Origin of the sequence: Xanthomarina maritima (genome assembly GCF_008084905.1) — a bacterium.
Taxonomy (GTDB): Bacteria; Bacteroidota; Bacteroidia; order Flavobacteriales; family Flavobacteriaceae; genus Xanthomarina; species Xanthomarina maritima.
Map to the genome: position 1 here is coordinate 1 of NZ_VSFC01000049.1, position 14,334 is coordinate 14,334.

Annotated in this window: 9 protein-coding genes; 7 read left to right on the forward strand and 2 right to left on the reverse strand. The window is 32.6% G+C overall.

The annotated features are described in order from the left end of the window. Positions 1-20: 20 nt before the first annotated feature. On the forward strand, positions 21-4,901 hold the full coding sequence (locus FVF61_RS08810) for a LamG-like jellyroll fold domain-containing protein (RefSeq protein WP_158635203.1): 4,881 nt from the start codon (positions 21-23) through the stop codon (positions 4,899-4,901). 156 nt (positions 4,902-5,057) lie between these two features. Continuing rightward, positions 5,058-5,861 carry a hypothetical protein gene (locus FVF61_RS08815; RefSeq protein ID WP_148455424.1) on the forward strand — a complete coding sequence of 268 codons (804 nt, stop codon included), beginning with the start codon at positions 5,058-5,060 and terminating at the stop codon, positions 5,859-5,861. On the opposite strand, the gene acs is transcribed toward FVF61_RS08815, so the two are convergent. Together acs and FVF61_RS08825 are read right to left on the reverse strand one after the other, a co-directional pair. After that, on the reverse strand, positions 5,858-7,765 hold the full coding sequence (acs, locus tag FVF61_RS08820) for an acetate--CoA ligase (RefSeq protein ID WP_148455426.1): 1,908 nt from the start codon (positions 7,763-7,765) through the stop codon (positions 5,858-5,860). The two genes, FVF61_RS08815 and acs, sit on opposite strands and share 4 nt — an antisense overlap. After that, entirely contained in the window at positions 7,762-9,144 is a 1,383-nt protein-coding gene (locus FVF61_RS08825) for an alanine/glycine:cation symporter family protein (protein ID WP_148455428.1), read from the reverse strand. Before FVF61_RS08825 ends, acs begins: the two co-directional genes overlap by 4 nt. A gap of 728 nt (positions 9,145-9,872) precedes the next feature. Here FVF61_RS08825 and FVF61_RS08830 point away from each other — a divergent pair. The 5 genes from FVF61_RS08830 (at position 9,873) to FVF61_RS08850 (ending at position 14,303) form a co-directional block, all read left to right on the forward strand. Beyond that, positions 9,873-10,898: a DUF6090 family protein gene (locus FVF61_RS08830; RefSeq protein WP_394348924.1), complete on the forward strand. Its 1,026-nt coding sequence runs from the start codon at positions 9,873-9,875 to the stop codon at positions 10,896-10,898. A gap of 74 nt (positions 10,899-10,972) precedes the next feature. Continuing rightward, entirely contained in the window at positions 10,973-11,695 is a 723-nt protein-coding gene (locus tag FVF61_RS08835) for a DUF6090 family protein (RefSeq protein WP_148455432.1), read from the forward strand. After that, on the forward strand, positions 11,692-12,720 hold the full coding sequence (locus tag FVF61_RS08840) for a DUF6090 family protein (RefSeq protein WP_148455434.1): 1,029 nt from the start codon (positions 11,692-11,694) through the stop codon (positions 12,718-12,720). Before FVF61_RS08835 ends, FVF61_RS08840 begins: the two co-directional genes overlap by 4 nt. A 6-nt stretch (positions 12,721-12,726) precedes the next feature. Further along, the gene (locus tag FVF61_RS08845; protein ID WP_148455436.1) at positions 12,727-13,500 is read left to right on the forward strand and encodes a DUF6090 family protein; all 774 of its coding nucleotides are present in this window, start codon (positions 12,727-12,729) and stop codon (positions 13,498-13,500) included. Next, a complete protein-coding gene (locus tag FVF61_RS08850) occupies positions 13,497-14,303 on the forward strand; it encodes a DUF6090 family protein (protein ID WP_148455438.1) in 807 nt (268 codons plus the stop codon). The genes FVF61_RS08845 and FVF61_RS08850 overlap by 4 nt, the downstream gene beginning before the upstream one ends. Positions 14,304-14,334: the final 31 nt, after the last annotated feature.

Below are 14,334 nucleotides of genomic sequence, written 5' to 3' on the forward strand. Positions count from 1 at the left end.
AAGTAACACGTACGGTTATCGTGGAAGATACCACTAATCCAAACGCTATATGTCAAAATATTACCATTCAATTAAATGCATCAGGAAACGCGTCAATTACAGCTTCTCAAATAAACAATAGTTCAACAGATAGTTGTAGTACAATTACTTTAAGTGCTTCACAAACTGCCTTTGACTGTTCAGATTTAGGAACTAACAATGTCACCTTAACTGTTACTGATGCTAGTGGAAACATTGATACCTGTATAGCTGTGGTAACCGTGGAAGATAATATTAATCCTTTAACTCCAACATTAGCAACAATTAATGGACAATGCTCAGCTACAGCTCCAATTCCAACCACAACTGATAACTGTGGTGGAACTATAATTGGTACTACTTCTAACCCTACAACATATAACACCCAAGGTGCACATATTATTACTTGGAATTTTAATGATGGGAATGGAAATAGCATTAATGTAGATCAAACCGTGTTTATTAATGATACGATTGATCCAGTAGCAGTTTGTCAAAACTTAACTGTTTCATTAGACGATACAACTGGAACGGCAACAATAACAGCTTCACAAATAAATAATGGTTCCACTGATAATTGTGGTACTGGAAGCTTAACTTATACCTTATCACAATCAACTTTTGATTGTACCGATATTGGCCCTAACATAATAACCTTTACGGTTCAAGATGCTGGTGGAAATACAGATACTTGTACAGCTACTGTAACTGTAACAAGTCCTAGTATTGATGGTGGTACTTTAATTGGGTATTTAGTGGATGGAAGTAATACACCTATAGAAACTAATCCGACAGCTTCAAATATAATTCAAGTAACTGCTTGTCCTGATGAACCACAATATGCGTATCTTACTTTGAGTGGTTATATTGGTAATATTTCAGGTTATGAAGTATCAACAGATGGTGGCTTAACTTGGAATCCTGCGCCTAATTCTACCACAAATAGTTCTTATACTACAATTGCTATATTACAAACAACACTAGTAAGAGCTATTATAAATATTGGTGCTTGTGAAGCTAGATCTAATATTACCTATGTGGCTGTTATTCCACCCGATGTACCTCCTACAATTATTGGCCCTACAGATTTTGATATCTGTTTAGGAACAGATATTACCGTAGTTGCTCAAAGTGAATTTGGTATAAATCCAGATTTGACAACTGGAGGATTATTTAATACTGCAAACCTCAATAATTTAGGATGGCTAGTAGATGGAAATGCTACTTGGGAAGCTGGGAACAATAACACCGATCCTTCCCCTTGGAGAGGAACTAATGGACCTAATGAATATACAAATAGATGTTATGACAATATTTCTAACGATAAATTCACTATTGCACATGGAATAAATGGTACAACAACGTTAGAAACACCAATATTTAATACCTTAGGGTTAACTACAGCTACTCTAGAATTTGATCAAGCATATTATTTTACGGCTGGTGCAACGGCTTCTATTATGTTGTCATTAAATGATGGTGTTACATATCCAATAACTTTAAACCCAGGACCTGGAGTTAATTATAATGGCCCGAGTGATTCAGGATTTGCACTACATAACATGCAAGGCAATAGATGTGATAATGTACTTTCTGACTTTATTGACAATCATGTAAGTATAGATCTTCAAGATTATATTGGTCGAGTGGGTTTAAGAATTATGTTTGTCTTTAATTGTAATACAACTAGTTCTTGGGGTATTGACAATATTACAATCCCACAAGCTCCTATAGATGAAGTAATCGAGTGGACAGATGAAAACGGTGTAGTTGTTACAACAGGATCAACTACAACTATAACACCTATAACTCCAGGTGTACAGACTTATGGAGTAACATCATTAATTAATGGCTGTCGATCTGATGGTGATGAAGGAACAGAATTTATTCAAGTAAGTGCTAGTTTGGCTTATGCTGGAGAAAATATTGCTCCAACTGCTGGAGAATGTGGAGAATCTACAGTTCAATTAAAAGCTTATGACAATACCTTGACTGCATTGCAGAACTATGCTAATGGTGTTTGGGATTCTAATTATCATTTACCTGTACTAGCAAATGGTGATACTGACTATCCAGGGACAGGAGAAAACGGATTTTGGTCTGCAGTTCCTTTAACTATAGATTGTGCCTCATCTGCACGTTCATTTTCAAATGTAAACAATCCTAACTCAACTTTTACTGCAGAACCTGGTACTTACAGATTAACTTGGACAGTTGCAGGTTGTACAAGTAGTATAGATGTTACCATAAACAATTGTGATAGTGTAGATTTTGATGGCGTTGATGATTATGTATTGTTTGATGATAATTATGATGTATCTGGTAATTTTAGTATTGAAGCTTGGGTAAAACCAGAGTCGATTTCTGGGGAGAGAACTATTATCTCTAAAAGAGATGCTAATAATCTCGCTACAGGTTATGATTTAAAATTATCAAATAATGGAACAGTATCGTTTAACTGGAATAATTCAGGAAGTATAAATTCGTTACCTTATAAATTAACAACAAGTAGATGGTATCATTTAGGCATCGTTTTTAACTCCGGAACATACACATTGTATATTGATGGAGTTGAAATAAAAACAGGAGGTGGCTCTGCTCCTACACCAAACAATATGAAATGTATTTTAGGGGCTATGGATCAAGCTAATAATGCACCAAATAAACCTGTTAAATATTTTAGTGGATGGCTAGATGAAGTTCGTATTTGGAATAATGCCATTACAACCAATCAATTAAGACATATGATGAACCAACAAATTATGAATAATGGTGGTTCTGTTGCAGGAGAAGTAGTTCCTCTTGATATTCCAGGATTATCTTGGGCAAATTTAGATGGCTATTATAGAATGAATATTAATTGTGGTACACTAACACCTTATGCAGGAGCTGTAGCTGGTAAATTAAGAAACATTTTTGATTTACAAGAAGAAACAGCTCCAATACCTTATACTTCTAGAGTAGATGGTCAGAATTGGAGTACTGATAATACTTGGACTCATTTTAATGTTTGGGATGCACCAAATAGCAATGGTATTAATGGTATACCTATTGATTGGAATATTGTTCAAATTTCGCATAATATTGATTCTGGAAATAAAGACATTACCGTTTTAGGTTTGATCTCTGATACACAAAATAAAGAATTAACCATTTCTAATCCTAGTAATCCTCAAAATGAAACCAATACAGGTCAGATGTTATGGGTGACACATTATTTAGATTTAGATGGTAAGATTGATTTAGTTGGTGAATCGCAATTAATACAGAAACGTTATAATTCATCACAAGTTAATGAAAGCTTTTTCAACAATACAAGCTTGGGCTACATTGAACGAGATCAACAAGGAACTGTAAATCCATTCAACTATAACTATTGGAGTTCTCCAGTAGCTCCAAATAATGCTACTACAGATATTAATAACAACTCTAGTAACACTTATAGTATTGGCAGCATTTTAAGAGATGGGACAACAACTGTTGCAAATCCAATGGGCAGACCTATTAGTTGGACTGGTGGTTATACAGCAGCAGCTAATAATCCTGCACAAGTAAGTACTCGTTGGTTATACGCTTATATTAATAATCCTGCTGAAGATTACTATTCTTGGGAATATATAGGTAATACCACGTCTATTCCAATTGGACTTGGATATACCATGAAAGGAAGTGGTAATGCAACAGCTAATCAAAACTATGTGTTTGTAGGTAAGCCTAACAATGGTACTATTACCTCTCCTATTGGAGCAACTCAGCAATCCTTAGTCGGTAATCCATATCCTTCTGCTATTGATTCAAGAGAGTTTATAACAGACAATGGTCCAAGTGGTACTAATAGTATAACTGGAACCTTATATTTCTGGGAGCATTATACATCTAATGCTACTCACATTACGGAACTATATGAAGGTGGATATGCTGCTTTAAATTTCACAGGAGGAGTTGGTGCTGTTCAGCATCCAGATTTAATACTAAGCAGTAATGGTACAAAAATTCCTGAAAGGTATATTCCAGTTGGACAAGGTTTCTTTGTTGAAGGAGGTTCATCTAATGGCCAAGTAACATTTAATAACAGTCAAAGAATCTATAAAACAGAAGCTTTTACAGCAGATAGCTATGAAGGTTCTGTGTTTATTAGATCAGCAAATAATTCAAATAATTATACAGAAGAACTTATAATAAAACGCCTTAGACTTCAATTTACATCTCCAGAAGGTGCTAGAAGACCACTATTATTAGGATTTGTACCAAATGAATTAGCTACAGATGGTGTTGACTGGGCTTATGATGGTAGAAACAATGACGAATCTACTAATAGTGATATGTCATGGGTTATCAATTTTGAAAAATATGTAATTCAAGGTGTAGGCGATTTTGATATTGAAAAACAATTTCCTTTACACGTCTTTTTAGAAACTAGTGGTAATTTTGAAATTAGTTTAACTGATTTAGAAAATTTTGAAAATGATATAAATGTATTTGTTTATGATTCTTACTTAGGTACTTACACACAAATTAATAATGAAGCATTTCAATTAACTGCTGAAGCTGGAGAGTATAGTAATAGATTCTTTATTACGTTTCAATCAAATACATTAAATGTAACAGAGAATGTTTATACTGATGATTTATTAGTTAACTATTTAAATAACTCTGATGAAATTTACATCAATGTTCCGAATTCAATACAAGTAAAGCAAGTATTTTTATTACAAATGCTTGGTCAAACAGTAAACTCTTGGGAAATAACTAATGCACATGCTTATTTATCTTTACCAGAAATAAGAATTCCAGTTAAAGGTATTACAGATGGTAATTATATTATTAAAGTAATTACTGAAGATAATCAAACCATCAGTAAAAAAGTAATAATTAAACAATAATAAATAACTTTATAAATTAAAAAAGCGACTATTATGTCGCTTTTTTATTGATTAAATGTTAAAATAACATGTATTTTGTCGGTTATTTGTTGCTTTTCATGGATATATTACCATTAAACAATATATTACATCACCTAACAGCTCAAAATCTAACTGATGAAATCTTCAACTATACTTTTCTTAGCATTAGCTTTATGTTTTATAATAAGTGATTGTAATGCTAACTCATTTGAAAATATTACGAATTCAAGTGAATATAGAATCATGCAACGAATTCGAATTAATTTTGAAAGCCCTAATGGATCTATTAGACCTCTTTTGTTAGCGTTTACAACAGATGATTCAGCTACAGATGGAGTTGACTATGGATATGATGGCGCTAATTTTGATCAATTTCCAGATGATTTATTTTGGATGATTGAAGGTAGTACCTATGTTATTCAAGGTGTTGGTTCTTTCGACGAAACAAAACAGTACCCATTTGGACTTTTCTTAACTAACTCTGGAACAATTAAAATTTCATTAGATAGCTTAGAAAATTTTAATCAAGAAATAGAGGTATATGTATTCGATAGTTATGAAGACACTTACACTTTAATTAATGAAAACTTTTTTGAGCAAGATATTACTAGTGGAAACTATTTAGATAGATATTACTTAACATTCAGTAATCCAAATACATCTGGAACTAATGGAACTCTTTTAAATACTGAAGAAGTTATTAACGAACAACAAAATTCTATTACTTTTTTATCGAATAATAACCAACTAATTGTAAAATCAAATTCAATTATTACTCAAATTAACATATATTCTATTTTAGGACAAGAAATTGCTAAAATAAGTAATATTAACTCTAATGAATTTAATACAAATTTAATAACAAATCATAAAGGATATACAATTATAAAAGTCAACAATCAATTTGGTTCTAATAGTAAAAAAATATATCTTAATTAAATAGCTTGGTCAATAATATCCTTCACACATTCCGGATTTAATAACGTACTTGTATCTCCTAAATTGGAAGTATCTTTCTCTGCAATCTTACGTAAAATACGTCGCATAATTTTTCCACTTCTGGTTTTAGGAAGTCCTTGTGTAAACTGGATCTTATCTAATTTAGCAATAGGTCCAATCCTGTCTGTAATTAACTGATTAATTTCCTTTCGCAAATTATCATGAATTCTTCCTTCACCTGCATCTTTAAGCGTTACATACCCATAAAGTGCAAAACCTTTAATATCATGAGGAAAACCTACTATAGCACTTTCGGCAACTGCTGGATGCTCGTTAATAGCATCTTCAATTGGTGCAGTTCCTAAGTTATGTCCAGACACAATAATAACATCGTCCACACGACCAGTAATTCGGTAATAACCAACCTCATCTCTTAAAGCACCATCACCTGTAAAGTACATATTCTCAAAACTCGAAAAATAAGTATCTTTATAACGCTGATGGTTATTCCATATTGTTCTTGCCATACTTGGCCATGGGAATTTAATACACAAACGTCCTTCTACTTGATTGCCTTTTAACTCCTCACCTAGCTCGTTCATTATAGCTGGTTGAACGCCTATAAATGGCAAGGTTGCATAGGTTGGCTTTGTTGGTGTTACGTAAGGAATGGGAGCAATCATAATCCCTCCTGTTTCTGTTTGCCACCAGGAATCGATTATCGGACTCTTCTTCTTTCCTACCACATCATTATACCAATGCCAAGCCTCTTCGTTAATAGGTTCGCCTACAGAACCCAATACTTTAAGCGAAGATAAATCGTATTGCTCTACCAATTCTGAGCCTTGTTTTGCCAATGCTCGTATTGCTGTTGGAGCTGTGTAAAATTGAGTGACTTTATGCTTTTGAACAATATCCCAAAAACGTCCAAAATCTGGATAATGCGGAACACCTTCAAACATAATAGATGTTGCTCCATTACAAAGTGGACCATAAACAATGTAACTATGTCCTGTAATCCAGCCAATATCTGCAGTACACCAATAAACATCGTTTTCTTTATACTGAAATGCGTTCTTAAAGGTATAAGCTGTATAAACCATATAACCAGCAGTAGTATGTACCATGCCTTTTGGCTTACCTGTAGATCCAGAAGTATATAAAATAAACAAAGGGTCTTCGGCATCCATCACTTCTGCCTTCCCTTCAGCTGAGGCAGTATCTAATAAAGGTTGTAGCCATAAATCACGACCAGCTTTCATAGTAATTTCAGAATGAATACGTTTAACTACTAATACAGTTTTCACTCCTGGACAAGATACTAATGCTTCATCAACAATGCTTTTTAAGTCAATGGTTTTATCACCTCGAAAAGAACCATCAGCAGTTATTATCAGCTTACAATCACAATCATTAATTCTAGTTGCCAATGCTGTGGACGAAAAGCCTGCAAACACAACAGAATGTATAGCTCCTATTCTAGCGCAAGCCAAAACTGAAATTGCCAATTCCGGAATCATTGGCACATAAATACAAACCCGATCGCCTTTTTTAATGCCTTGAGCTTTTAATACATTAGCAAATTTGTTAACACGTTTGTATAATTCTCTATACGAAATATGCTCAGCAGGTTCATCAGGATTATTAGGTTCAAATAAAATTGCTGTTTTATCTCCTCTGGTAGTTAGATGTCTGTCTATGCAGTTTTCAGTAATATTCAATTGAGCTCCTTGAAACCATGATACTTCAGGTATTTTAAAATCCCATTCAAGAACCTTATCCCATTTCTTTCGCCATAAAAAATGCTCTTCTGCTACTTCTTCCCAGAAATTATCTGGCTCTCTAACAGATTTTCTATAAACTTGATAATATTCTTCTAAATGTTTTATGTGATAATTACTCATAAGTTGCTAGATTCTTTAAGTCTTCTAAAATACGATTTTATCTCTACAATAACTCGTGGTGCCATAAGAATAGTAGCTGTCATTGTTGGAATTGCCATCAAGGCAAAAAAACCATCAATTAAGTTAATCATCATCGCTAAAGAAGTAGTTGCTCCCATAATAATACTGGCAATATAGATATAGTTGTAATAGTGCTTTTTGTCTGCTCCAAAAAGAAAAGACATGCACTTTGTACCATAATACGAATATGAAAATAAAGACGAAATACTAAACACAGCTATACAAATTAGCAATAAGTACTTCCCTATTCCAGGCATGGCATTTGCAAAAGCTGATGCTGTTAAACTAACACCATTAGCATCACTCGTTTGCCAAACACCTGTAACTAAAATAGCTAAAGCTGTTAAAGTACAAACCACTAAAGTGTCAATGGCTGGACCAAGCATAGCAACTAAGCCTTCACGAACAGGCTCGTTAGTTTTTGCTGCTCCATGAGCCATTGGAGCTGTACCAATTCCAGCTTCATTTGAAAAAGCACCACGTCTAATTCCTAAAAGAATCAAACCACCTAAAATACCACCTAAAAACGAATCTCCTTTGAAGTTTGTAGCTGCAAAAGCATCTGTAAAAATCATTATGAAGTATTTTGGAACCACATTATAATTGACTATTAAAATGAATAAAACCGAAACAAAATAGAGCAATACCATACTTGGGACCATTTTGGAAGCAACCTTACTAATTCGATTTAGTCCACCAAGAATAACTATAGATGTAATACTTACTAGAACAACTCCAACAATAAGATTAGAATTAAACCCTACTGTTACGCCATTTGGAGCTAGTAAAATATCGTTTATTGCTTGCGTTAATTGATTTACATTAAAAACAGGCAAAGCACCAACCAATCCACATAAACTAAAGAAGATTGCTAAAGGTTTCCATTTCTTTCCTAAACCTTCCACAATAAAATACATAGGACCTCCTTGAATCTTACCTTCACTATCTTTTCCTCGATACATAATAGCTAAAGCACATGTAAAGAATTTGGTACTCATACCAATAATAGCACTTATCCACATCCAGAAAATGGCTCCTGGACCACCTATTGAAATAGCTACAGCAACTCCAGCAATGTTTCCCATACCAATGGTTGAAGATAAGGCTGTGGTTAAGGCTTGAAAATGACTAATTTCACCAGCATCGTCTGGATCATCGAATTTTCCACGTAATACCTGTAAAGCATGACCTAAAAATCTAAAGGGTAAAAACTTAGAAAGTATAAGTAAATATAGTCCTCCACCAATTAGTAAAATGAGTAAGGGTAATCCCCAAGCTAATGATGAAAAATCTGCTAGTAATTGATCTAATTGTTGCATAACAGGTATTAAACTCCTAAAAGTAATAAAGTAATTTAAACTAGTTCATGTTTTGTAGGATTTTTCGATGCTTGATCTTAAGGTGTTTTTAGTAAAAAAACCATTCACATTTGAACTTTTCTTGAAAAAATGAAATATTTTGAATGATGTAAATAAAACAAAATCTATTTGGTAACAAAAGTACCCTTTTTGAGAGCTTATAAAATACCTATAACACAACAACATTAAAACTTAATTTGAAAGCGCGAAGACAAAGATCTTGAAGAAATAATGCCTATTTGGTTGCAGGTATCTGTATTAGCCTTGGTATTTTTTATAAGATTTTTGTACAAAAGTAGCACAGGTTATGATGCGTCTATACATTGCATACTCGAGTACTTGGATGATTGAATAAAATAATGCACTACTTGGATATATTAGCATGATAGCCAATAAAATTGGTGGTTTGTTTGTTTTACCAAACCATATTCTAAAGGTAATGGAACAAAAAAACATAAAACGTGTTACAACAAAGCACTAGTTAAAAAACATGCTTTTTAAACTATAATTAGGAATTTATCTAGCAAGTAGGCAACACCACAAATAAACTAGATGCAGTTAATTTAAATAAGCTTTAAAAAGGCTTCTAAATTAACTCTCTGGGTTGGTTTTTTTACTAACTTAGTTCCAACTTATGTAACTAACTATACACAAGCCCTTTGTGTTTTATTTTTACCTATTACTAATAAATGATAAAATTCTTTCAAAAAATAAGATTCGATCTTATGGTGAAAAACAAAACTGGCAAATACTTCAAATACGCTATAGGCGAAATTATCCTTGTGGTCATTGGTATTCTTATTGCGCTCTCTATAAATAATTGGAACGAAAGCAGAAAAGCACATGATAAAACGGAGCTTTTATTAAAACAAGTACACAAAGAGTTAGCCTTTAATATTGATAAGGCTAATAATGTTATTGAAAGATATAGACAAACAGACACCTTAATTTATAATGTGCTTCATAAAAAAGTGACTTATCATGATTATAAATCCAACCTTAAATATGTAACGTTAATGCGAGGTACTACAGAAGCCAATTTAGTAAATGATGCCTTTACAACCTTAATAGACAATCAAGGTATAATTAATCTAGAACAAGATTCAATTATAGAGAAATTAAGATATCTCTACGGAACCGACAAAAGAGAAGTTGATCTAATGGATGCTTACACCGTTAATAATGTAATAAATAAGATTAAAAAATTAGGAACAAATGGGTGGCTATATGATAATCATGTAAATAAAGAGGCTTCTGATGAGCAGATTACATATTATCTTACAGATTCAAGTTATTTGGGAGAAGTTACCGAATACAAAATTCGACACTTGTTAGACCATAACAGATATGCACTCATATTCAGAAATCATGCAATAGACATTTATAATGCATTATCAGACTATTTAAAAATAAAAAAGGACACCTCAATTGTTAAGGATTTAAAAGACTATCAACACTATCTTGGCACTTATGTTTCAGATAATGAAACAGTTAATAGTGAAATAACAATTAAAAACAACCATTTAGTTATGTTATGGAAACACATAAAAGACACCACAAGATTTGGTGAAAGAAAATTATATCCAGAAACCAAAACTAACTTTACGTTTCCCACAAAAGCATTTGGCAAGTTAGTATATGATGAAAATAAAGAGGTCTCTGGTTTTATTTGGTCTGTGGGTAATGAAAGACAAGCGTTTAAAAAAATTAAATAACATAAACGATAGATACCAGCTAAATAAGATGCCTCCTTTCCTGACTCCTGGCAGGCAGTCACTAAACTTAACTTATGATAAAATTCTTTAGAAAAATTAGACAAAACTTACTAATGGAAAACAAAACCGCAAAGTATTTTAAATACGCCATTGGAGAAATCATCCTTGTAGTTGTTGGAATTCTTATTGCACTTCAAATAAACAATTGGAATGAAAGCCGCAAGGCCACCTTAAAAGAGATTGCTGTTAGCAAACAGTTACTAGAAGATGCCAAACAAGATTCAATCTTTTTTGAAAAACGAAATGAATCATTGGATAAAATGGCAAGAAATATGGCCTTTTCGTTGTCTAATGGCCAAACTGACTTTCCTGAATTAAATGAGATGGTTAAAGATGGTGGCATTTTAATACATAGTGGTGTAAATTTTACGTCAATAATTGGTGGTAATATCAATGAATTTTTAAATGTCATTACTAATCCGGAAATAAAGGAATCTTTAAGAGATTATATGACCAATTACAACAACCTTAAATTCGCAATAGAACTACTTAATTCTACGACTAACAATGAGCATATCTTATTTAAAAAACAATTTGCCAGTGAAGTTCTTAAATTTTCAGAATCAAGGAAAAAAGAAGATCTATTAAACTTTTATTTTACCAATGAGTTTAAAAGCCTATCACTAATTATTCAAGACCATATTGAAAATGTTCTGGTTCATCTTGGGGTTTTTAAGGAAACAAATCAAAAATTGATTTCAGATTTACATACGTATTTAGAGCAAAAAACACAATGATAAAATTCTTCCGTCACATACGTCAAAACCTCATTATGGGAAACAAAACTGGTAAATACTTAAAATATGCTATTGGAGAAATTGTATTGGTAGTCATCGGGATCCTAATAGCCTTATCTATTAATAATTGGAATGAAGAACGCAAAGCCTCAGATTATAACCTTGTTCTATTAAAGCAGGTTCAAAAAGAATTAGCATTTAATATTAACAAATCTGATAGTCTTATTGAATTTTATCGCAAAAAGGACACGTTAATTTATAATGTTCTTACCAAAAAAGTAACTTTTGACGATTACAAAAATAATCGAAGATACAGTAACCTCATATTTGGAACTCAAGAAGTTAATTTAGCAAATGATGATTATATCAATTTAGTTGACAATCAAAACCATTTAAATCAAGATCAAAACTCTCTCATTTTAAAATTAAAAGAACTGTATAGAACCCACAAGAATGAAGTGGACAATGCAGATAAGATTACCTTGGCAAATTTTCTTGAGCGGGTAGATAAAAGAAAGCTAAATCCATGGCTCTATAATTATATGATATTAAGAGAAACAACTGACGACATGGTATTATATCTACTTAATGACCCTTATTATTTAAATGATGTTGTAACATATCAAAATATGTTTTTAGGCGATCACTTTGGTTATACCTTAAAATTCCGTAATGAGGCCATTGCAATTTACTCTGAATTATCAAACTATCTTGGCATTCAAAAAGACACGTCTATTGTGAAGAACGTGAAGGACTATGAACATTATCTTGGCACTTATGTAAGAGAAGATACCGAGAATAAGTTTGTAATTAATGAGCGCAACAATCAATTATTTTATAGCACAAAAGACAAGGATGAAACAACAGTGTTAAGAGAAACCATTTTATATCCGGATTCAAAGACCTTTTTTACTGGACCTGGACGTGTATTCGGCACATTACTCTATAACGATGACAAAGAGGTAGTAGGTTTTATAAGAACAAAAGGTACAGAAGTTCAACTTGAATATAAAAAAATCAAATAAAGAATCATGATAAAATTCTTTCGTAAAATCCGCTACAATCTTATGGAACAAAACAAAACAGGCAAGTACCTCAAATATGCCATAGGCGAAATCATTCTTGTAGTGATTGGTATTTTAATTGCCTTACAAATCAATAACTGGAATGAAGAACGAAAAAGTATCAGAGCATCAAGAGACTACCTTTCTGAAATAAAAAAGGATTTGGTTACAGATACCCTAAACATGAATAGGGTAATTCGTTTAGTGACAAAAAGTCTTCCTGTTGAAATCTGGGCATTGCAAAACGTGACTTACAAACCCAGTCAAGCTGATAGTCTTCACAGTATTTTTAACCAATTCTATTATGCTATGGGTATCGAACAACGGAGTTATCAAAAACTACAAAATTCGGGAACTTCAATTGTAGGTTTTGATTCAATTTCAAACAAATTAACCACATACCATACAACTACAAGCGGATTACTCGATGCCTATCTAGATGGAGATAAAGAAGAGTTTAATCGCTATAGCAAGTATACTGATTCGATGATGGGCAAAATAGAAATTCGAACGCAAGATATGAGAGTTAGAGAAGATGTTGCCCTTTTAGAAACATTCACCATGCTCACCAACACACAAGATCAAGACGCTATTTTAATCAGCTTTTTCACCTCTGTTCGTGGCCGAAATTATTTAAAATCGGGTTATGAAAGGCATCTTAGTTTATTAAGAGGATTCAAGATGGTAAAACAACATGCTACCACTTTAATACATGATATTAATAAAACACTGGAACAATGATAAAATTCTTTCATAAAGTCAGACAAAATATGATAAAAGAAAACAAAGTCAGTAAATATTTGCTTTACGCTATTGGCGAAATAGTTTTAGTAATGATTGGTATTCTTTTGGCTTTACAAGTTAATGAATGGAACAACGAACGCAATAGAAATAAAGCCGAAGCGGTAATTTTAGAACAGCTTAAAGCAGATCTTAAAAAATCGCAAACCGAACTTATAGAATTCAATGAGATGTTAGAAACAATGGCCAAAGCTAGTGCCATTGTATGTCATGCATTCTATAAAAAAGACACACCAAACGACAGCATTTTTAAATATATGACAATGCCATTAGGAACTGCCATTTACAGTCCTACAATTGGAACAGCCAGATCACTTATTAATTCTGGTAATATAGCATTGCTAAAGTCTGAAAAACTAAAAAATGACATCACATCTTATGTAGAAGAAGTTGAGTATAAGCTTAAAGACATTAGCCGTTATGAAGAAACCTACTATCGGAATGGCATATTGCTTATAAGTGATTTTGGCATACTAAAATCAAAAGCAACTATAGACAGCCTTATAGAAGAAACCACTTCCCCAAGCTATAAACCCTCAAGAGATGATGAATTAAGTGTTGAACCAAATGTGATAGAAAAGATTCCTTTTGAGACTGACCTGCAGCAACTGTTTCAAGAAATAAACGTATATACATCCTACAAATTTCTACTCATTGCTCATAGAAATAGTGCTCGTAAATATACAGACATACTAAATAGTACCAACGAGCTATTAGAAAAATTGGAAACAGTTAGCAATTAACTAATTACATAACCATGATTAAATTCTTCAG